Raw genomic sequence first — 20,005 nt, forward strand, 5'->3', positions numbered from 1 at the left:
ATCGCTGCCACGAGGGGCGTGCGAGCACTTTCTGAGTCCGGTGCGTAACCGGATGGTTACCCCCCGCCGGGAACCCCGATGCGGATCGGACACATGTCCGAGAAGGTCGATGCCGTGTGTGCGTACGGAAGCCGGGTGCCGGGTGCTGCCCGCCCGGAGGGGACCGCCCCACTCAGGTCCTACGGCCGGCGTTCGCCGGTAGGGCGGCCGCGCTGCGGAGCAACGGGCGGGCGGGCTCGGCCGGTTCCGCCACGCACGGCAGCGGCCGGCCGGACCCCTCCGCTGGTCACGCGGGCTCGACGCGGACCGCGCAGACCTTGAACTCCGGCATGCGGGAGGTGGGGTCCAGGGCCGCATTGGTCAGCGAGTTGGCGCGCCCCTCGCCCGGCCAGTGGAACGGCATGAAGACCGTGTCCGCACGGATGGCGTCCGTGATGCGGGCCGGGGCAACGGCGCGGCCCCGGCGGGACGTGACGGCCAGCGGAGCCCCCTCGACCGCGCCGATGCGGGCCGCGAGCCGCGGGTGGAGTTCCACGAAGGGGCCGGGGGCGGCGGCGTTGAGCTCGTCCACGCGACGGGTCTGGGCGCCCGACTGGTACTGGGCGACCACGCGGCCGGTGGTGAGCAGGACCGGGTACTCGGCGTCCGGTATCTCGGCCGCGTCGCGGTGCGAGACGGCGACGAAGCGGGCCCGGCCGTCGTCCGTGGCGAAGCGGTCCAGGAACAGGCGCGGGGTGCCCGGGTGGGAGTCCTGAGGGCAGGGCCAGAAGACGCCCTGTTCGGCCACGATTCGGGCGTAGGAGATGCCCGAGTAGTCCGCCGGGCCGCCGGCCGACGCACGGCGGAGTTCCTCGAAGACCTCCTCGGGGGCGGTGGGGAAGCCCTTCTCGACACCGAGGCGGGTCGCCAGGCCGTGCAGGACTTCGAGGTCGGTGCGCACCCCCGGCGGTGGGGTCAGGGCCCGGCGGCGCAAGAGGACGCGGCCCTCCAGGTTGGTGATGGTGCCGGTCTCCTCCGCCCACTGGGTGACCGGGAGGACCACGTCCGCGAGGGCCGCCGTCTCGGAGAGGACCACGTCGGCCACGGCCAGGAAGTCCAGGGAGCGGATGCGGTCCTCGATGTGGGCGGCGCGGGGCGCCGAGACCACCGGGTTGGAGCCCATCAGGAGGAGGGCCTTCACGTCCGTGCCGAGGGCGTCGAGGAGTTCGTACGCGCTGCGGCCGGGGGCGGGGAGGTCGTCGGGGTCGACGCCCCAGACCCCGGCGACGTGCGCCCGCGCGGCGGGGTCGGTGAGCTTGCGGTAGCCGGGGAGCTGGTCGGCCTTCTGGCCGTGCTCGCGACCGCCCTGGCCGTTGCCCTGGCCGGTGAGGCACCCGTATCCGGAGAGCGGGCGGCCGGCGCGGCCGGTGGCCAGGCACAGGTTGATCCACGCACCGACCGTGTCGGTGCCCTTGGACTGCTGCTCGGGCCCGCGGGCGGTCAGGACCATCGCGGAGGAAGGTGCGCAGAACAGGGCGACCGCCTCACGGAGTTTCGGGACGGGCACGCCGGTGATCCGCTCCACCAGCTCCGGCCAGTGCGCCATCGCCGCGGAGCGGGCCTCTTCCCAGCCTGTGGTGCGCTCCGCGATGAACTCCTCGTCGGTGCGGCCTTCCGCGACGATCAGGTGCAGCAGGCCCAGTGCGAGGGCCAGGTCCGTCCCGGGGCGCGGGGCGAGGTGCAGGTCGGCCTGCTCGGCGGTCCGCGTCCGGCGCGGGTCGATGACGATCAGCGTGCCGCCGTTCGCCTTGAGTTCGGTGAGGTAGCGCAGGGCGGGCGGCATGGTCTCGGCCAGGTTCGAGCCGACGAGGATCACGCAGCCGGTCCGCGGGATGTCCTCCAGCGGGAAGGGCAGTCCCCGGTCCAGTCCGAAGGCGCGCTGGTGGGCGGCGGCGGCCGAGGACATGCAGAAGCGGCCGTTGTAGTCGATCTGCGAGGTCCGCAGGGCGACACGGGCGAACTTGCCGAGCGCGTACGCCTTCTCGTTCGTGAGCCCGCCGCCCCCGAAGACGCCGACCGCATCCGGACCGTACGTACGCCCCGTGCGGGCGAGGCCCTCTGCGACGGCGTCGAGGGCCTCCTCCCAGGTGGCCGGCTCCAGCCGTCCGGCGTGGGTGCGGACGAGTGGCCCGGTCAGGCGCACCCGGGAGGAGAGCACGGCGGGGGCGGTACGGCCCTTGCCGCACAGCGCGCCCCGGTTCACGGGGAAGTCCGTCCGCTCCTCCACCACCACGCTCGCGCCGCCCGGCTCGGGGCGGAGGGACATCCCGCACTGCAGCGCGCAGTACGGACAGTGCGTGGCGGTGGAGGAGTCCGGAGTGTGCATGCGTCCCAGCCTGCGGCTGCGGTGTTACGCGAGCTGCCGCCCCCGGTTACGCCTCCCGTACGAGCACCTCAGCGCCCCGGCCGGCGCCCCGTGAGGCCCGCCGGGCCCCGTCAGTCCGCCAGGGCGCCCAGGGCCCGTGACACGCCCTGCTCCTTCGGCCCCAAGAACCGCGGCTCCGGCTTGAAGGCCGCGTCCAGTGCCGCCTTGCCCGCCGCGAAGACCTCGCGCGTGCCGCCGTAGTACCAGGTCGCGTCGTGCGCGTCATCCACCCCGACTCCGTACGCGTCCACGCCCGCGGCGCCGCACAGTGCGAGCGCCCGGCGTATGTGGAAGCCCTGGCTGATCAGCACCGCCCGCTTCACCCCGAAGATCTCCCGGGCGCGGACGCAGGAGTCCCAGGTGTCGAATCCGGCGAAGTCGCTGACGATGCGGTCGCCCGGCACCCCGCGGGCGGTCAGGTACGTACGCATCGCGTCGGGCTCGTCGTACTCGGTGCGGCTGTTGTCTCCGGTGACCAGGACGACCTTGGCCTTGCCGGTGCGGTACAGCTCCACCGCCGCATCCAGCCGGTTGGCCAGGTACGGGGTCGGTCTGCCGTTCCACAGCCCGGCCCCGAACACCACCGCCACCTCGGCGGCCGGCGCGTCGGCCGTCGTCCGCAGTCGGTCCGCGGCCACCGCATGCGTCCACGCCGACGGCAGCAGCGCCAGGACGCACCCGGCCACCAGTGCCTGAACGGCCCGCCGCCGCCCCGTCACCGTTCTCGTCCAGTTCGGCATCTTCATGACCGCTCCCCCCTTGCCCAACGCCCGACGCGCACCGCGCTCCGCCCAACGCGCACCGCGCTCACCATGCCGTGCGGTTCGCGGCTCGCACCTCGTGCCCCCACACCCCGCTCGCACACATTGACGATCTACGCCCGGCCCCAGTTCCGCCCTCCCCGCCTTTCACTCGGACGAATGAGCGGGTGAGCACCCGGAAAACACCTGTCACCCCCGCGCAACGCCCACGCAACCTCCGACCCGCAGGATCGGTTCATGACGGAGCTGGTGCACCCTCCCGAGTCCCTGTCCTTCCCGCTTCCCCCCGCCACGGCCACGGAGCTGCTGAGCCGGATCACCGCCCAACTCGGCACGCAGCTCAGCGGACTGCGCCCATGGCACACGACGGGGGCTCGGTCTCACGGAGTCCACGCATGCAGCCCACCCTCGTCGCCGTCGCCCACGGCAGCCGCGACCCGCGCGCCCTCTCCACCGTCCGGGCCCTGCTCGAACGTATCCGCGAGCTCCGTCCCCGCCTCGACGTCCGGCTCGGACACATCGAGCTGAACCAGCCGCTGCTCGGCGAGACCCTCCAAGGCACCGCCGGCGCGGCCGTGCTCGTCCCTCTGCTCCTCGGACGCGGGCACCACGTCAAGCGGGACCTGCCCGCGGCCGCCGCCCGCGCCCGCCACCTCGACACCCGCGTCGCCTCCCCGCTCGGCCCGCACCCGCTGCTGGTCGAGGCCCTGTACGAGCGGCTCCTGGAGGCGGGCTGGGCTCCCGGAGCGAGTACGGCCGTCGTACTCGCCGCCGCCGGGTCGCGCGACCCCGACTCGGCGGCGGACACCCGCCGAACCGCCGCCCTGCTCTCCGAACGCCTCGGCGGCGCCGCGGTCGTACCGGCCTACGCCTCCGCCGCGACACCCGCCGTTCCCGACGCTGTCCGCACGCTCGCCTCCCGCGGCCACCACCGGATCGCGGTGGCCTCCTACTTCACCGCCCCCGGCCGCTTCGCCGCGCAGAGCGCCGCCGCCGCGCCCGGCCCGGCCGCCGCCCCGCTCGGCGACCACCCGGCGCTGGCACGCCTCGTGCTCCAGCGCTACGACGAGGCCCTCGCCCGGCGGCGGACCCCGCGGGAACTGGCCACCGCGTAGGGGCCTCGCCACATGGGCCCCGTTGGTTCGAATTGCTCAGATTGGTCGTCTTGTCGGTGGTTCCGGTTACCGTCTGAGCATGGAAGGCATGGCAGGCACCGCACCCGTCCGGCACCGCGACCCCGACGCCCCGTACGACTCGGCCGACACAGAACGCTGGGCCCCCGAGCCCGACAAACGGCCCGGCCGGACCGCCTTCCAACGCGACCGGGCCCGCGTACTGCACTCCGGAGCGCTGCGCCGTCTCGCCGGGAAGACCCAGGTGGTCACTCCCGGCAGCCGCTCGTACGACTGGGATGCCAGCCCCCGCACGCGTCTGACGCACTCCCTCGAATGCGCCCAGGTCGGCCGCGAACTCGGCGCGGCCCTCGGCTGCGATCCCGACCTCGTCGAAACGGCCTGCCTCGCACACGACATGGGCCACCCGCCCTTCGGGCACAACGGCGAGGAGGCGCTCAACGAGTTCGCCGAGGACTGCGGCGGCTTCGAGGGCAACGCCCAGTCGCTGCGGCTGCTGACCCGCCTGGAGCCGAAGCGGTTCGTGCCCGACCCGGCCACCGGCGCGCTCGTCAGCGTCGGGCTCAACCTCACCCGCGCGAGTCTGGACGCCGCCACCAAGTACCCGTGGGCGCGCGGCGGTCACCCCACCGACCCCGGCTCGGTCAAGTTCGGCGCGTACGACGACGACCTGCCGGTCTTCGCGTGGCTGCGCCTCGGTGCCCCCGCGGACCGCAAGTGCTTCGAGGCCCAGGTGATGGACTGGTCGGACGACGTCGCGTACTCCGTCCACGACTTCGAGGACGGTCTGCACGCCGGCCACCTCGACCCCAACCTCCTCCTCGCCGAGCCCGAGCGCACCGCCATCTGGCAGGTCGCGATCGGCCGGTACGTCCCGGCCGACACCGAGCCGGAGGAGTTGCGCGAAGCCCTGGACCGGTTGATGGAGCAGGAGTGGTGGCCGCACGGGTACGACGGGTCGGCCGTCGCCCAGGCCCGGCTCAAGGACGCCACCAGCCAGCTGATCGGCCGATTCTGTCTGGCGGCCGAGGGCGCCACCCGCGAGGCGTACGGCTCCGGTCGTCTGACCCGGTACGCCGCCGAACTGGTCGTCCCGCGCGAGGCGCGCAACGAGTGCGCGGTCCTGAAGGCCGTCGCCGACCTGTACGTGATGCAGCGCGACGAGCAGGAACGGCTCCGCGCCGACCAGCGCATCGTCCTGGCCGAACTCGCCGAGGCGCTCAGCGCCCGCGCGCCCGAGGGCCTGGACCCGCAGTTCCGTGCCGCGTTCGACGCCGCGCCGGACGACAGGGCGCGCAAACGCACGGTCATCGACCAGATCGCGGCGCTCACGGACGCCTCGGCGCGCTCCCTGCACGCCCGGCTCACACGGCGCACGCGCCGGACCGAAGGGTGAGCCGATCGGGCCACTCCCCCTTCACGCGGCAGGCTCAGTGCGGGACGCTCGCATGTGGTCGCATGTGGCGGAGAGGTTATGAGGAGGCATCAGGTGGTCGACGCACACCGGACGTTCGTCATCGTGGGCGCAGGGCTTGCCGGAGCTAAGGCGGCCGAGACGCTGAGGTCCGAGGGCTTCACGGGGCGGGTGATCCTGATCGGCGACGAGCACGACCATCCGTACGAGCGGCCCCCGCTGTCCAAGGGGTACCTCCAGGGCAAGGAGGAGCGCGACAGCGTCTTCGTCCACGAGCCGTCCTGGTACGCCCGCGCCGACATCGAGCTGCACCTCGGCCAGCCGGCGGTCCAGTTGGACCGGGGCGGCAAGAAGGTGGTCCTCGGGGACGGTACGACGCTGCACTACGACAAGCTGCTGCTGGCCACCGGAGCCGAGCCGCGCCGCCTCGACATCCCCGGCACGGGCCTGGCAGGGGTGCACCACCTGCGCCGGCTCGCCCACGCCGAGCGGCTGCGGGGCGTACTGGCCACCCTCGGCCGGGACAACGGCCACCTGCTGATCGCGGGCGCCGGTTGGATCGGCCTGGAGGTCGCCGCCGCGGCGCGCGGGTACGGGGCCGAGGTCACCGTGGTCGAACCGCTGGCCACGCCGCTGCACTCGGTTCTCGGCCCGGAGATCGGCCGGCTCTTCGGGGACCTGCACGCCGATCACGGGGTCCGCTTCCACTTCGGCTCTCGGCTCACCGAGATCGTCGGCCACGACGGCGTGGTGCTCGCCGCCCGGACGGACGACGGGGAGGAGCATCCGGCGCACGCCGTGCTCGCGGCGATCGGTGCCGCGCCGCGGACCGCGCTCGCCGAGACCTCCGGGCTGGCCCTGGTCGACCGGGAGCACGGCGGGGGCATCGCCGTGGACGCCTCCCTGCGCACCAGCGATCCGGACGTCTTCGCGGTCGGGGACGTGGCCGCCGCGCACCACCCGCTGCTCGGGACCCGCCTGCGGGTCGAGCACTGGGCGAACGCGCTCAACGGCGGTCCGGCGGCGGCGCGGGCGATGCTGGGGCAGGAGGTCTCGTACGACCGGGTGCCGTACTTCTTCTCCGACCAGTACGACGTGGGCCTGGAGTACTCGGGGTACGCCCCGGCGGGCGGCTACGACCAGGTGCTGATCCGCGGTGACGTGGCCAAGCGGGAGTTCATCGCCTTCTGGCTGTCGGACGGGCGGGTGCTGGCCGGAATGAATGTGAATGTGTGGGATGTCACCGAGCACATCCAGGCCCTGATCCGGTCGAAAGCACCGGTCAACCGCGAGGCGCTGGCGGACCCGTCGGTTCCGCTGGCCTCCCTGGTGGCGGCCGAGGGGGCCTGACGGGTTCGTCCCCGTCCGGCCGTAGACTTCACGGGTGGCAGGACGGATCAACGACGACGACGTGAAGGCGGTACGGGACGCGGTCCCGATCGACGCCGTGGTCTCTGACTACCTCCAACTGCGCAACGCCGGCGGCGGCAACCTCAAGGGCCTCTGCCCCTTCCACGACGAGAAGTCCCCGTCCTTCCAGGTCAGCCCCAGCAAGGGTCTCTACCACTGCTTCGGCTGCCAGGCGGGCGGGGACACCCTCGACTTCATCATGAAGATCGACCACCTCTCGTTCTCGGAAGCGGTCGAGCGCCTCGCCGGACAGGCCGGCATCACCCTGCGCTACGAGGAGGGCGGCTACACCGCCGGCACCAGCGGCCGTGGCGAGCGGATCCGCCTGGTCGAGGCGCACAAGGCCGCCGCCCAGTTCTACGTCGACCAGCTGGGCGGCGCCGAAGCCGAGATCGGCCGCAGGTTCCTGGCGGAACGCGGCTTCGACCAGGCCGCAGCCGCCCACTTCAGCGTGGGCTACAGCCCGGCCGGCTGGGACCACCTGACCCGGTTCCTGCGGGGCAAGGGCTTCAGCGACAGGGAACTGATCACCTCCGGCCTGGCCCAGGACAGCCGCAGCGGGAAGCCCATCGACCGCTTCCGCGGCCGGCTGATGTGGCCGATCCGCGACATCAGCGGCGAGGTGGTCGGCTTCGGCGCCCGCAAGCTGCGCGACGACGACAACGGGCCGAAGTACCTGAACACGCCGGAGACGGCGATCTACAAGAAGTCCCAGGTGCTGTACGGCATCGACCTGGCGAAGAAGGAGATCGCGAGGACCTCGCGGGCCGTGGTGGTCGAGGGCTACACGGACGTGATGGCCTGCCACATGGCCGGGGTCACGACCGCGATCGCGACCTGTGGCACCGCCTTCGGCGGCGACCACATCAAGATCCTGCGCCGCCTGCTGATGGACAACGCGACAGCCGAGGTGATCTTCACCTTCGACGGTGACGCAGCCGGGCAGAAGGCCGCACTGCGCGCCTTCGAAGACGACCAGAAGTTCGCCGCCGAGACCTCGATCGCGATCACCCCGGGCGGCATGGACCCGTGCGATCTGCGCCTGGCGCAGGGGGACGCGGCCGTGGCCGGGCTGGTGGATTCGCGGACCCCGCTGTTCGAGTTCGCGCTGCGGCACATCGTGGCCCGGCACAACCTGGAGAACCCGGCCGGCCGGGCGGCCGCGCTGGACGAGGCGGCTCCGGTCGTCGCCAACATCAAGAACATCGCGATCCAGCACGAGTCGGCGGTCCAGCTCGCGGGGATGCTGGGCATCCGGGACGAGCAGTTCGTGGTCAAGCGGGTCGCGCAACTGGCGCGCTGGGCACGGGAGCGGGGCGGCCAGCCCCAGCAGACCGCAGGCCGCAACAGCCGCCCCTACGAGGCCGCGCCCGCCCCGGCCGCCCCCGCGGGCGGACCCGCGCTGAACCTACGCAGCCCGGCACACCGCACCGAGCGCGAATTGCTGAAGCTGGCCCTGCAGCGGCCGGCCCTCGTCTCGCCGGCTTTCGACGCGTACGGGACGGACGAGTTCACCGCCCCGCCCTACGCGGCGGTCCGCCAAGCCATCCAGGACGCGGGCGGCGCCTCCCTGGGCACCGACGACTACCTGGCCCGGGTCCGCGACGCCGCGCCGAACGACACGGTCCGGGCCCTCGTCACGGAACTGGCGGTCGAGGCCATCCACGCGAAGACGGTCGACGAGGTCTACGCGGGCGTCCAACTGGTCCAGGTCCGCCTCCGGGCGGTGGACCGCCGAGTCCACGAGATCCAGGGCACACTGTCGCGCCTGGGCCCCCAGGCCCCGCCGGAACAGCTGGCGGCGGTACAGGAGGAGCTCTGGGTCCTCCAGCAGTACGGCCAGCGCCTGCGCAACCGCGGCGCCGAGGGCCTGTAGCCCCGCCGGCCGACCGGGCCCAACACCGGCCGGGCCCAACACCGGCCGGGCCTAACGCCGGCCGGGCCTAACGCCGGCCGAGCCAGTCGCCGCCGGGTATCTCGGTGCCGGTCTCGCGCAGGCGACGGGCCAGCAGCGGGGCCGCCAGGTAGACCCAGGCAAGGGTCCGGGTCCCGTCCCGGCGGACCGCTTCGCGACGGACCCGGTCGTAGACGTTCCGCGGCCGGTCGGGGCCGTGGTACTCCTCCAGCCGGTCCAGTTCGGCCAGCAGCACGCCGTACGCGCCCGGCGCCGGGGTGACCAGCTCGCCCACGATCTGCGATCCCGGGTGCTGGACCGCGTACGGGTAGCCCGGCCCCTCGTAGAGGAGCGCGTCCGGGAGCCGGGCGGGCTCCTCGGCGGCCGTACGGCCGCGCAGGAACAGGTCGTGGTTGACCTCACCCGGGCGCAGGGTCCCGTAGACGAAGAAGGGGAGCTCGGCGGTCATCCGGCCACCACCTCAGCGGCGACCCATGCGAGGTAGTCACCGCTTCCGTGCACCACCTGCGTGGCGATGATCTCCGGGGTGTCGTAGGGGTGGTCCGCGATCAGCCGGGCCTCCAGGGCCGGGTAGGCGCCCGAGGTGGTCTTGAACAGCACCTGCCACTCCTGGGAGGTCTCCAGCGCGCCCTTCCAGCGGTAGACGGAGGTCACGGGCCCGGAGATCTGCGCGCAGGCCGCCAACCGTGCCTCCACCGCGCCACGGGCCAGGGCTGCGGCTGCCTCCGCCGAGTCCACCGTGGTCAGCACGGTGAGTACCGGATCCTGAGCATGCTGCGGATGTTGTGGCTGCTGCGGATCTTGTGGCTGTTGTGGCCGCTCGGCTGATGTCACGGGGCCCTCCCTCGGTTGCGCGGACAGCTCATGGTCCGGGACTCGGGTCCCGAGTGTGCCTGCACCCCTCCTCCGCGTGCACCGCTGTTGCCCAACCTTCCGCCGCAGTCGCAGCCGCAGCCGCTGACGGAGCTGTGCACCGCGGCCGAGCTACTGCCGGTGGGGCGGTCGACGGGGCCGGGTCCAGGACCGGGTCAGGGCACTGCGGACGCTGCCCCTGCCCCGACCTGCCCGGGGCCGGCCCCGGGCTCCGTCACCCGGACGGGGACTGCACTCGAACAGCCCAATGAGTGGCTGTGACCTGCGACGACACCAGGCAAGCCGGTCGACCTGACACCACATCAGGAGGCGGATCACCGATGCCCCGGGTTACCTCGGGAACACGACCCCCGTGTTTCCAGGAGCCCCCATGCGCCGACGCACCGCCCACGCGCTCACCGCCACCGCGCTGACCGCCACCGCGCTCACCGGCCCGGTCGCCGGTGCGGTCGCCGCCGCGGAACTCGGCACGGCGGGCTTCGCGCCCGGCGACTTCGCCACGCTGGAGGTACGGCCCACATCGGCGGCCCCCGGAGCCAACGTCACGGTGAACACCACGGCCTGCGGCCGGGGCGGCCACGCTGACGGTGACGCCACCACGGTCGGCGGCGGCCGCTTCAAGCTGGTCCCGGGCACCCACAAAGAAGTGGTGACCGGGCAGTTCCAGATCGCCCGCGACATCCGCCCGGGCACCTACAACATCGGCGCGACCTGCGCCGACGGCAAGTTCGCCACCGGCGACCTGATCGTCACCGAACGCGGCCCGCAAGGCCACGTCCGCACCGGGGTGGGTGGTGGGACGACCACCACCGTCGACCCCGCCAAGATCACGGCGGGAGCGGTCGTGCTGGCCGCGGCCGCCGTCGGCGGTACCTGGCTCCTGCGTCGCCGGGCGAGCGGCACGCGGAGCTGACGGACGCCCACCGCGGCTTCGGCCCCGGTCCGACCGGTACCGTCCCCCGTCGCCCGACCCCTGCGAGGTCCCCCCGTTCGCGGGGTCGGGCGACGGCCCCGTCACACGGAACACGATCACCGATCACGGAATACGGAGAGCCACACCGATCGCGCCAGGGGGCACCCATGGGCAGAGGTCAGGCCGGCCGCGGCGGGCTCGTCGCGCTCGCCGCCTGCGTGGGCATCTGGCTCGTCGGCAGCGGCTCCAGCAAGCCCGTGGGACCCCCGCTCCCCTCCCCCGCCGAGGCGCTGAGCGTGCAGGCGCAGTATCCCGGCAGCATCGACCCGCTGACCGGATCGCCGCCGACCCGGATCCGGATTCCATCCATCCGGGTGGACGCGCCGCTGACCGGGCTGGGCCTCGGACGCGACGGCAGCCTCGAAGTCCCGCCGCCCGGCAGCCGCAATCTGGCCGGCTGGTACCGCGACGGCACCACCCCCGGCGCCCTCGGCACGGCCGTCGTCGTCGGCCACGTCGACCACGCCACGGGACCGGCCGTCTTCTACCACCTGGGCGCCCTGCACCGCGGAGCCGTGATCGAGGTGCGGCGCGCGGACGGGAGCACGGCCGTGTTCACCGTCCACGCAGTCGAGGTCTACGCGGCCGACCACTTCCCGGACACCCGGGTGTACGGGCCCTCGCCGCGTGCCGAGCTCCGGGTGATCACCTGCGGCGGGGGCTTCTCGCCGCGCACCGGCTACCAGGGCAACGTGGTCGTCTTCGCCCACCTCACCGGCACCTACTAGCGGGACGGGTCAGCCCCACTGTTCGAGGCCGAGCTTGATCACCAGTGCGCCGACCACCGTCAGCAGCACGCCCCGTACGAACGCGCTGCCCTTCTTCAGTGCCATCCGGGCCCCGATCATGCCACCGGCCAGGTTGAAGGCGGCGAGGAGCGCCGCCAACTGCCACAGCACCATGCCCTGGTACGCGAACATCGCGAGCGCGCCGGCGTTCGTGCAGCAGTTGACGATCTTGGCATTGGCGGACGCGGCGACCAGGTCGAGGTGGAGCAGCGCGGTAAGGGCGAGCACCAGGAAGGTGCCGGTGCCGGGCCCGATGAGGCCGTCGTAGAAGCCGATGCCGAGGCCGGCGAGTCCGATGGCGAGCAGCACCCGCTGCCGACTGACGGGCGAGGTCGACGGGGCGACCCCGAAGCCCGGCTTGAAGATCACGACGCCCGCCACGATCACGAGCACCACCATGATCAGCGGTCGGAGGGCGTCCTTGCTGATCCCGCCGGCCAGCGCAGCACCGCCCATGGACCCGACGAGCGCGGCCAGACCGATCCGGACGGCGAGCTTCACGTCCACCGGGGCCTTGCGCACGTACGTCACCGCCGCGCCCGCGGTGCCGACGATGGCCACCGCCTTGTTGGTGCCGAGGACGGTGGCGGGGTGGGCGTTCGGCAGGCCGAGGAGCAGGGCGGGCAGGAGCAGCAGCCCGCCGCCGCCCACCACCGCGTCGATCCAGCCGGCTGCTGCGGCGGCCACGCACAGCACGATGATCATGGTCGTTGATATGTCAGGCACGGCCACGACCCTACGGAGCCGATGATTGCACCGGCCATCAATCACCGGAAACTTGCGCAAAGATTGAGCTTTGCCCGGCCGGCACCCGGTCCGGGGCCACCGGAGCGGCCGATTTCACCATCGCCGTCAGCGCGGTAGCGGCCACCACACTGGCCAGCCCCATCCCGGCTGCGAGCCGCCGCGCGGGCGGCTGCGGGGGCGGCGGCCGGGGCTGTGGAGGCCGCCGCCCCGACGGTTACGGACAGGGCGACGTGCAGGGACGGCGCATGGTGCGGCGGCCTCTCGGAAACGGACGGAAGGGCTGGAGCAGGTCGGAGGCGAGGGCAGCTCCAGGGCCGTTCAGCGGCCCGAAGTGATCCTCAAGACGGCCTTGCGGGGCGCCTCACCGGCCCCTAACCCGGGCGCTGAGGTGCGCGTTCCGTCCGGGTAACAGTGGCGATGCGGCGGGGAAACAGCGGACGCGCACGCTCGTGCCATGACCTCGAAGCAGCAGCAGCGGCGTGTGGTGGTGATCGGCGGTGGCTTCGCGGGCCTGCGGTTCGCCGCGCGGCTAGCCGCGGGTCCAGGTGCAGGTGCAGCCTCCGGTGCAGAGGTGACCGTACTCGGCGAGGAACCGCACGTCCCGTACAACCGGGTCCTGCTGGCGGAGGTCCTGGCGGGCCGGTACGCACCGGAGGTGACCGCGCTCCCGGCTCCGGGTCCGGTACTGCGCCGGGGCGTGCGGGCGGTCCGGATCGACCGGGCCGACCGGACGGTCCACTGCGACGACGGCAGTGCGCACCGGTACGACACGCTGGTCCTGGCCACGGGCTCCAACGCCGTCCTCCCGCCGCTGCGGGGGCTGTTCGAACCGGAGGGGCGGGAACTCCCGGACGGGGTGCACGCGTTCCGCACGATGGACGACTGCCTGGCGCTGTCGGCGGCCGTGACCGTACGGGCGGACGTGCGCGCGGTGGTGATCGGCGGCGGCCTCCTCGGCGTGTCAGCGGCCCGCGCCCTGGCCGAACGCGGCGCCCAGGTGGTGCTGGCCCAGCAGGGCGAACGCCTGATGGAACGCCAGTTGGACGCCGGCGCCTCGGCGCTGCTCCACGCCCACCTGACCGCCCTCGGCATCGAGATCCACACGGAGTGCCGAGTCCGCGGACTGACGACGTCCGCCGCCCCCGCCCCCGGCTCGGACGGCTCCGGCACGGGCTCGCGTCCGGGGTCGGGAGCAGCTCCCGGCGGCACCATCGCCACTGCACCGCCGACGCCCGCCCAGCAGAACCGCCGGGTCACCGGGGTGGAGCTCGCCGACGGCTACCGGCTCGACGCCGACGTCGTCGTGCTCGCCTGTGGCGTCCGGCCCCGCACGGGGCTCGCGCTCGCCGCCGGACTCGACGTGCGGACCGGAATCGTCGTGGACGACCTGCTCCGGACCAGCGACCCCCACATCCACGCCATCGGTGACTGCGCCGAGCACGCGGGCCGCGTGTACGGCCTCGCGGGCCCTGCACTGGAGCAGGCCGACGCCCTCGCCGCTCACCTGACCGGGACCACCGCCGGGGCCGCCGAAACCATCACCGGCACCACTGCCGGGGCCGCCACCGAAACCGCCACCGGGACCACCGGCGGCGGCTGGGCCTCCGCTCCCGGATACACCGGAACCCGCGCCCTCACCCGCCTCACCCTCACCCCCGCCAAGGGCCACGGCCCGCTCGATCTCGCCGCCTTCGGCGAGACCACCCCGCTCCCCGGTGACGACGTGGTCCACCTCGCCGACGCCACCCGCCGGACCTACCGGAAGGTCGTCGTCCGCGGCGATCGCCTCGTCGGCGGCGTCCTCCTCGGCGAACTGTCCAGCGTGGGTGCCCTCGCCCGCAGCTGGGAGGACGGGGAAGCCCTCACCGACTTGTTCCACCTGCTCACCGACGACGGAGGCTCCTGATCATGGCCGCACCCACGCCCACCCCCGCCATCGTGCTCATCGGCCACGGCATGGTCGGCCAGCGCTACCTCGAAGCGCTCGCCGAGCGCGGGGCCACCGCCACGCACCGGATCACCGTGCTCTGCGAGGAGCCCCGGCCCGCCTACGACCGCGTGCACCTCACCTCGTACTTCTCCGGCAGCACCGCCGAGGACCTCTCCCTCACCCCCGCGGGCTTCATGGAGCAGCACGGGATCGAGCTCCACCTCGACGACCCCGCCGAGACCGTCGACCGCGACGCCCGCACCGTCACCTCCCGCTCCGGTCGGGTGTTCCCGTACGACGTGCTCGTCCTGGCGACCGGCAGCTACCCCTTCGTGCCGCCCGTCCCCGGCAAGGACGCCCCCGGCTGCTTCGTCTACCGCACCATCGAGGACCTGCTCGCGATCGAGGAGTACGCCAAGACCCGCACCACGGGCGCCGTCGTCGGCGGCGGGCTCCTCGGGCTCGAAGCCGCAGGTGCCCTCCAGGGCCTGGGCCTCGCCACCCGCATCGTGGAGTTCGCCCCGCGCCTGATGCCGGTCCAGGTCGACGACGGCGGCGGCGCGGCCCTGCTGCGCACCATCGAGTCCATGGGGCTGACCGTTCACACCGGCGTCGGCACCCAGGAAGTCGTCACGGGGGCGGACGGCCGGGTGAGCGGCATGCGGCTCTCGGACGGTTCGACCGTCGACACCGACCTCGTCGTCTTCTCCGCCGGGGTTCGGCCCCGCGACCAGCTCGCCCGTGACTGCGGGCTGGTGGTCGGCGAACGCGGCGGCATCGGCGTCGACGCCCGCTGCCGCACGTCGGACCCGCGCGTCTACGCCATCGGGGAGTGCGCGCTGGCCACCGACGGGCGCGTCTACGGCCTGGTGGCCCCCGGCTACGAGATGGCCGAGACCGCCGCCGACGACCTCCTGGGACGCGACAAGGAGTTCACCGGAGCCGACCTCTCCACCAAGCTCAAGCTGCTCGGCGTCGACGTGGCCTCCTTCGGCGACGCCCACGGGGCCACCCAGGGCAGCCTGGACGTCGTCTATTCCGACTCCCGCTCCGGCGTCTACAAGAAGTTGGTCGTCTCCCCCGACGGGGTCCTGCTCGGCGGGGTCCTGGTCGGCGACGCGGACTCGTACGGCCTGCTGCGCCCGCTCACCGGCAGCGTCCCGCCCGTCAGCCCCGACCAGCTGGTCCTGCCCGCCGGCCTCGGCGCGCCCGTGGCGCTCGGCCCGTCGGCGCTCCCCGACTCCGCGGTCATCTGCTCCTGCCACAACGTCACCAAGAAGGCGATCACCGCCTGTGCGACCCTCCCCGAGGTCAAGCAGTGCACCAAGGCGGGAACCGGCTGCGGCAGCTGCCTCAAGGTGATCGGCCAGCTGCTGCCCGCGGCCACCGACAAGGGCCTGTGCGGCTGCTTCCCCTTCACCCGCGCCGAGCTGTACGAGATCGTCCGCACCCGGCAGCTGACCTCGTACGAGCAGCTCCTCGACGGTCACGGCCGGGAGGCGGCCCGCGGCGGCGACGGCTGCGAGATCTGCAAGCCCACCGTGGGCTCGATCATCGCCTCGCTCGCCCCCACCCTCGGTGCCAGCGGTTACGTGCTGGACGGGGAGCAGGCAGCCCTCCAGGACACCAACGACCACTTCCTGGCGAACCTCCAGCGCAACGGCTCGTACTCCGTCGTCCCGCGCATCCCCGGTGGTGAGATCACCCCGGACAAGCTCATCGTGATCGGTGAGGTGGCCCGCGACTTCGGCCTCTACACGAAGATCACCGGCGGTCAGCGCATCGACCTCTTCGGAGCCAGCGTGGACCAGCTCCCGCGGATCTGGGCCCGGCTCGTGGACGCCGGATTCGAGTCCGGCCACGCGTACGGGAAGGCGCTGCGCACGGTGAAGTCCTGCGTGGGCCAGACCTGGTGCCGCTACGGGGTCCAGGACAGCGTGCGGATGGCCATCGACCTGGAGCTGCGCTACCGGGGCCTGCGCGCCCCGCACAAGCTCAAGTCGGCGGTGTCCGGCTGCGCCCGCGAGTGTGCGGAGGCGCAGAGTAAAGACTTCGGGGTGATCGCCACGGCGAACGGCTGGAACCTCTACGTCGGCGGGAACGGCGGTGCCACCCCGCGCCACGCGGACCTGCTGGCCCAGGACCTGTCCGATGCGGAACTGGTCCGGCTCATCGACCGGTTCCTGATGTTCTACATCCGCACCGCCGACCGGCTGGAGCGCACCTCCACCTGGCTGGACCGGCTGGAGGGCGGCCTGGACCACCTGCGGGACGTGGTCGTGCACGACTCGCTGGGGCTGTGCGCGGAGCTGGAGTCACTGATGGCCGACCACGTGGCGCACTACCGCGACGAATGGGCCGAGACGCTCCAGGACCCGGAGCGGCTGCGCCGGTTCGTGTCCTTCGTCAACGCTCCCGGCGCGCCCGACCCGACCGTGAAGTTCGTCCCCGAACGCGACCAGGTCAAGCCCGACCTGACCATTCTCGACCGCCGGCCGCTGGAGGCCATGGGAGGCACCCGATGACCGTGGAACTACAAGTGGCCGAAGGCTGGCTGACGGTGTGCGATCTGTCCGCGCTGACCCCCGGGCGCGGGGTCGCGGTCCTGCTGCCCGACGGGAGCCAGGCCGCGGTGTTCATCGGCCGTTCCGGAGGGATGTACGCCATCGACAACCAGGACCCGTTCACCGGGGCGGCCGTGCTCTCGCGGGGGCTGGTCGGGTGTGTGGACGGCAGGCCGTTCGTGGCCTCACCGCTGCTGAAGCAGCGCTTCGACCTGGCTTCGGGGCACTGCCTGGACGACGAGGAGGTGGCGGTCCGGACCTATCCGGTGCGGACCGCCGCGACCTCGGGCGTGCCGGCGTAGCAGGGCTTCAGCCCTGGACGGCCGCCGGGTCCATCCAGACGTACTCCCAGACGTGGCCCTCCAGGTCCTCGAAGGCGCGGCCGTACATGAAGCCGAGGTCTTGGGCCGGGCGCGGCTCGGTGCCGCCCGCCGCGAGGGCGGCACCGACCACCTCGTCGACCTGTTCCCGGCTCTCCGCGCTCAGGGCGAGCATGACCTCGGTGGTCCTGCTGGCGTCCGCCACCTCCTTGGTGGCGAAGTCCTTGAAGCGGTCTTCGGTCATGAGCATCGCGTAGATCGTGTCGCTGATGACGAGGCAGCCGGTCCTGTCGTCGCTGAACTGGGGGTTGAAGGAGTAGCCGAGCTTGCCCCAGAACGCCTTGGCGGCCTCGATGTCCTTGACCGGCAGGTTGACGAAGATCATGGTGGGCATCGCGGTCCCTCTTCTCTCGTGCGGAGTGCTTTCGAGAGGTAGACCGGGGGCGCCGGAAGAACTCATCGCTCCCGGGAAAACTTTTCGAGATGTGCCCGGTGCGGTGCGACGACACCCTTTCGCCGAGCCCGGTCAGCGCAGGTCAGGAAGGCGATCGGAGGGTCAGCGCGGCCAGCGGGACGAACCCCGGGCCGCGCTCGCCCTCCGTCGGCGCGTCCGGGCCGGCCAGCCGCCGGTGCAGGGCCGACGCGATCCGTTCGCCCTGCGCCTTGGCGCGCTCGGCGTGGGGCCCCCGGTGCAGGCCGTCGATGGTGGCGTGCCACAGCTGCACCCAGCGCCCGAAGTCCTCGGCGGTCATGGGCCGCGCCGCATGGAGGGCGGCGTGCGGGGCGAAGGCGTCACGTCGGTAGCCGGCGGTGCGGAAGAGGGCCCGCTCCCAGAAATCGGTGATCCGGGGCAGGTGGACCTCGATGTCCGTGCCGGCGATCTCGGTGAAGAACGGTCCGATCTGCCGGTCGGCGAAGGCCGCCTCGTAGAAGCGGCGCAGAACGACGGCGAGGTCGGAGCGCCCGGAGATGTCGGAACGGCCGGAGAGGTCGTTGTCCTCGGCGAAGGGGGCCATGACTCCATGGTCCCCCTTCGCTGACGGTCCGTTCCAGGGGCTGAAGGTCCCGCCGTACCTCCCCTGCTGCCCGGAGCCCGGCCGACGGGCCTGCCGGACGGCCCGCTCGGTCACGGTGGGCTACGAGTGGGGGCGCGGGACGCGTGGGGTCGGGCGGTCCGGCGGCGGCGGCCGACGGGCGAGTGCCGGCCGCCGAGCGGGCGCTGCGGGGGACGGTTCGGCGCTGCCCGCGCCGACGCGGCCGTGTGCGAGCGCAGGATGTCGTCCGCCGATTTCGCACTGCGTACGCACCGGCCCGGGAATTCGGCGCCTGCGGGCCGCCCGCGGAAGGCTCGCATATGCACCTGTCCCACGCCCGGGCGCCCGCATCGCCGGTCCTCCGTGGAAAAGGGCGTGCCCACGCCGTGAAAAACCCTTCCTGTCCCGTCCGGCCGGCCCCGCCAAGCGGATTCAACGCGCGCCGGTCGCTCCCGCGTCACGAGGAGTTGAGGTCGCGTCAACTCGGCACTCGTAGGTTCCTCGGCGCGTGCGACTCCGCACCCGACCGGATGCGGAGCCCTCTCCTCCCACAGGAGTGACCGTGGAACGTCGTACCTTCCTGCGCGGCGCCGTGATCGGCTCCTCGGCCGCCGCCTTCGGCGGCACGTTGATCCGGGGAGCCGCCTACGCGGCGCCCGCCCAGCCCGGCGCCGGACCCTACGGGGCCCTCGGTGCGGCGGACGCGAACGGCATCCAGCTGCCCACCGGATTCAGCAGCAGGGTGATCGCCCGGTCCGGCCAGACCGTCGGCTCGACCGGCTACACGTGGCACAGCGCCCCCGACGGCGGCGCCTGCTTCGCGGACGGCACCGGCTGGATCTACGTGTCCAACTCCGAGATCAACCCGTCCGGCGGTGCGAGCGCCGTGAAACTGAACTCCTCCGGGGTGATCACCGGCGCGTACCGGATCCTCTCCAACACCCGGCAGAACTGCGCGGGCGGCAAGACCCCGTGGAACACCTGGCTGTCCTGCGAGGAAGTGAGCCTCGGTCTCGTCTACGAGACCGACCCGTACGGGGTGAACGCTGCCCTGCAGCGGCCGGCGCTGGGCCGGTTCAAGCACGAGGCCGCGGCTGCCGACCCGGTCCGCCAGGCGATCTACTTGACCGAGGACGAGACCAACGGCTGCTTCTACCGGTTCCTGCCCACGACCTGGGGCAACCTGTCCTCCGGCACCCTCCAGGTGCTGGTGGCCGGCTCCGGCACCTCCGGCTCCTTCAGCTGGGCCAACGTGCCCGACCCGGACGGCGCGCCGACCACGACCCGCACCCAGGTCTCCGGCGCCAAGCACTTCAACGGCGGCGAGGGCTGCCACTACGCCGGCGACACGGTGTGGTTCACCACCAAGGGCGACAACCGGGTCTGGCAGCTCAACCTGGCGAGCAGTACGTACGAGCTGGCCTACGACGACTCGCTCGTGCCCGGCGGCGCGGCCCCGCTGACGGGCGTGGACAACGTGACCGGGTCCTCGTACGGCGACCTGTACGTGGCCGAGGACGGCGGCAACATGGAGATCTGCCTGATCACACCGGACGACGTGGTCGCCCCCTTCCTGCGGATCACCGGCCAGTCCTCCTCGGAGATCACCGGACCGGCCTTCTCCCCCGACGGCACCCGGCTCTACTTCTCGAGCCAGCGCGGCACGAGCGGCAGCTCCTCGGGCGGCATCACCTACGAGGTGACCGGGCCGTTCCGGGTCTGACCGGGGCGGCGCAGGG

Annotated in this window: 17 protein-coding genes; 10 read left to right on the forward strand and 7 right to left on the reverse strand. The window is 72.9% G+C overall.

Going from position 1 to position 20,005, the window contains the following annotated elements; all coding sequences use genetic code 11:
• Window positions 1-286: 286 nt before the first annotated feature.
• Both ABZZ20_RS10285 and ABZZ20_RS10290 read right to left on the reverse strand, forming a co-directional pair.
• The gene (locus ABZZ20_RS10285) at window positions 287-2,365 is read right to left on the reverse strand and encodes a molybdopterin oxidoreductase family protein (RefSeq protein ID WP_356868792.1); all 2,079 of its coding nucleotides are present in this window, start codon (window positions 2,363-2,365) and stop codon (window positions 287-289) included.
• Between the two features lie 110 nt (window positions 2,366-2,475).
• Window positions 2,476-3,150, reverse strand: coding sequence for an ElyC/SanA/YdcF family protein (locus ABZZ20_RS10290; RefSeq protein WP_356868794.1), 675 nt, complete (start codon window positions 3,148-3,150; stop codon window positions 2,476-2,478).
• A 410-nt stretch (window positions 3,151-3,560) separates the two neighbouring features.
• Here ABZZ20_RS10290 and ABZZ20_RS10295 point away from each other — a divergent pair, with 410 nt between their 5' ends.
• The 4 genes from ABZZ20_RS10295 to dnaG all read left to right on the forward strand — a co-directional run bounded on the left by ABZZ20_RS10295 (window position 3,561) and on the right by dnaG (window position 8,998).
• Complete coding sequence (locus tag ABZZ20_RS10295; RefSeq protein WP_356868796.1) at window positions 3,561-4,280, forward strand: sirohydrochlorin chelatase; 720 nt, start codon at window positions 3,561-3,563, stop codon at window positions 4,278-4,280.
• Between the two features lie 79 nt (window positions 4,281-4,359).
• The gene (locus ABZZ20_RS10300; protein ID WP_356868798.1) at window positions 4,360-5,694 is read left to right on the forward strand and encodes a deoxyguanosinetriphosphate triphosphohydrolase; all 1,335 of its coding nucleotides are present in this window, start codon (window positions 4,360-4,362) and stop codon (window positions 5,692-5,694) included.
• A gap of 93 nt (window positions 5,695-5,787) precedes the next feature.
• Window positions 5,788-7,062: an FAD-dependent oxidoreductase gene (locus ABZZ20_RS10305; protein ID WP_356868800.1), complete on the forward strand. Its 1,275-nt coding sequence runs from the start codon at window positions 5,788-5,790 to the stop codon at window positions 7,060-7,062.
• 34 nt (window positions 7,063-7,096) lie between these two features.
• A complete protein-coding gene (gene dnaG, locus ABZZ20_RS10310) occupies window positions 7,097-8,998 on the forward strand; it encodes a DNA primase (RefSeq protein WP_356868802.1) in 1,902 nt (633 codons plus the stop codon).
• A 67-nt stretch (window positions 8,999-9,065) separates the two neighbouring features.
• Here dnaG and ABZZ20_RS10315 read toward each other — a convergent pair whose 3' ends face one another.
• Window positions 9,066-9,485 carry a gamma-glutamylcyclotransferase family protein gene (locus tag ABZZ20_RS10315; RefSeq protein ID WP_356868804.1) on the reverse strand — a complete coding sequence of 140 codons (420 nt, stop codon included), beginning with the start codon at window positions 9,483-9,485 and terminating at the stop codon, window positions 9,066-9,068.
• Window positions 9,482-9,787 (reverse strand): divalent-cation tolerance protein CutA, encoded by a 306-nt coding sequence (gene cutA, locus ABZZ20_RS10320; protein ID WP_356869135.1) that lies wholly within the window; start codon window positions 9,785-9,787, stop codon window positions 9,482-9,484. Before cutA ends, ABZZ20_RS10315 begins: the two co-directional genes overlap by 4 nt.
• Window positions 9,788-10,280: 493 nt before the next feature.
• Between cutA and ABZZ20_RS10325 the strand changes: the two genes are divergently transcribed.
• On the forward strand, window positions 10,281-10,823 hold the full coding sequence (locus ABZZ20_RS10325; RefSeq protein ID WP_356868806.1) for a hypothetical protein: 543 nt from the start codon (window positions 10,281-10,283) through the stop codon (window positions 10,821-10,823).
• Window positions 10,824-10,990: 167 nt separating this feature from the next.
• Complete coding sequence (locus ABZZ20_RS10330; protein WP_356868808.1) at window positions 10,991-11,611, forward strand: class F sortase; 621 nt, start codon at window positions 10,991-10,993, stop codon at window positions 11,609-11,611.
• A 9-nt stretch (window positions 11,612-11,620) separates the two neighbouring features.
• Here the strand turns inward: ABZZ20_RS10330 and ABZZ20_RS10335 are convergent, their stop codons facing one another.
• Complete coding sequence (locus tag ABZZ20_RS10335) at window positions 11,621-12,397, reverse strand: TSUP family transporter (RefSeq protein WP_356868810.1); 777 nt, start codon at window positions 12,395-12,397, stop codon at window positions 11,621-11,623.
• Window positions 12,398-12,872: 475 nt separating this feature from the next.
• Here ABZZ20_RS10335 and ABZZ20_RS10340 point away from each other — a divergent pair, with 475 nt between their 5' ends.
• From ABZZ20_RS10340 to nirD, 3 genes are read left to right on the forward strand one after another with little or no spacing between them, the layout of a single operon-like run.
• Window positions 12,873-14,324: an FAD-dependent oxidoreductase gene (locus ABZZ20_RS10340; protein WP_356868812.1), complete on the forward strand. Its 1,452-nt coding sequence runs from the start codon at window positions 12,873-12,875 to the stop codon at window positions 14,322-14,324.
• 2 nt (window positions 14,325-14,326) lie between these two features.
• Entirely contained in the window at window positions 14,327-16,873 is a 2,547-nt protein-coding gene (gene nirB / locus ABZZ20_RS10345) for a nitrite reductase large subunit NirB (protein WP_356868814.1), read from the forward strand.
• Window positions 16,870-17,214: a nitrite reductase small subunit NirD gene (gene nirD / locus ABZZ20_RS10350; RefSeq protein WP_356868816.1), complete on the forward strand. Its 345-nt coding sequence runs from the start codon at window positions 16,870-16,872 to the stop codon at window positions 17,212-17,214. The genes nirB and nirD overlap by 4 nt, the downstream gene beginning before the upstream one ends.
• Window positions 17,215-17,221: 7 nt before the next feature.
• On the opposite strand, the gene ABZZ20_RS10355 is transcribed toward nirD, so the two are convergent.
• Entirely contained in the window at window positions 17,222-17,626 is a 405-nt protein-coding gene (locus ABZZ20_RS10355) for a VOC family protein (protein ID WP_356868818.1), read from the reverse strand.
• Between the two features lie 142 nt (window positions 17,627-17,768).
• Window positions 17,769-18,248 carry a group III truncated hemoglobin gene (locus ABZZ20_RS10360; protein WP_356868820.1) on the reverse strand — a complete coding sequence of 160 codons (480 nt, stop codon included), beginning with the start codon at window positions 18,246-18,248 and terminating at the stop codon, window positions 17,769-17,771.
• A gap of 580 nt (window positions 18,249-18,828) precedes the next feature.
• On the opposite strand from ABZZ20_RS10360, the gene ABZZ20_RS10365 reads away from it, so the two are divergent.
• Window positions 18,829-19,989, forward strand: coding sequence for an alkaline phosphatase PhoX (locus ABZZ20_RS10365; protein ID WP_356868822.1), 1,161 nt, complete (start codon window positions 18,829-18,831; stop codon window positions 19,987-19,989).
• The last annotated feature ends 16 nt before the right edge of the window (window positions 19,990-20,005 follow it).

Origin of the sequence: Streptomyces sp. NPDC006430, from assembly GCF_040612395.1 — a bacterium.
Classification (GTDB): Bacteria; Actinomycetota; Actinomycetes; order Streptomycetales; family Streptomycetaceae; genus Streptomyces.

Bases quoted from the DNA above. Each gene is read 5' to 3' on its own strand.
- ABZZ20_RS10285 (WP_356868792.1), bottom strand. From the start codon at position 2,365: ATGCACACTCCGGACTCCTCCACCGCCACGCACTGTCCGTACTGCGCG.
- ABZZ20_RS10290 (WP_356868794.1), bottom strand. From the start codon at position 3,150: ATGAAGATGCCGAACTGGACGAGAACGGTGACGGGGCGGCGGCGGGCC.
- ABZZ20_RS10295 (WP_356868796.1), top strand. From the start codon at position 3,561: ATGCAGCCCACCCTCGTCGCCGTCGCCCACGGCAGCCGCGACCCGCGC.
- ABZZ20_RS10300 (WP_356868798.1), top strand. From the start codon at position 4,360: ATGGAAGGCATGGCAGGCACCGCACCCGTCCGGCACCGCGACCCCGAC.
- ABZZ20_RS10315 (WP_356868804.1), bottom strand. From the start codon at position 9,485: ATGACCGCCGAGCTCCCCTTCTTCGTCTACGGGACCCTGCGCCCGGGT.
- ABZZ20_RS10325 (WP_356868806.1), top strand. From the start codon at position 10,281: ATGCGCCGACGCACCGCCCACGCGCTCACCGCCACCGCGCTGACCGCC.
- ABZZ20_RS10330 (WP_356868808.1), top strand. From the start codon at position 10,991: ATGGGCAGAGGTCAGGCCGGCCGCGGCGGGCTCGTCGCGCTCGCCGCC.
- ABZZ20_RS10340 (WP_356868812.1), top strand. From the start codon at position 12,873: ATGACCTCGAAGCAGCAGCAGCGGCGTGTGGTGGTGATCGGCGGTGGC.
- nirB (WP_356868814.1), top strand. From the start codon at position 14,327: ATGGCCGCACCCACGCCCACCCCCGCCATCGTGCTCATCGGCCACGGC.
- nirD (WP_356868816.1), top strand. From the start codon at position 16,870: ATGACCGTGGAACTACAAGTGGCCGAAGGCTGGCTGACGGTGTGCGAT.
- ABZZ20_RS10355 (WP_356868818.1), bottom strand. From the start codon at position 17,626: ATGCCCACCATGATCTTCGTCAACCTGCCGGTCAAGGACATCGAGGCC.
- ABZZ20_RS10360 (WP_356868820.1), bottom strand. From the start codon at position 18,248: ATGGCCCCCTTCGCCGAGGACAACGACCTCTCCGGCCGTTCCGACATC.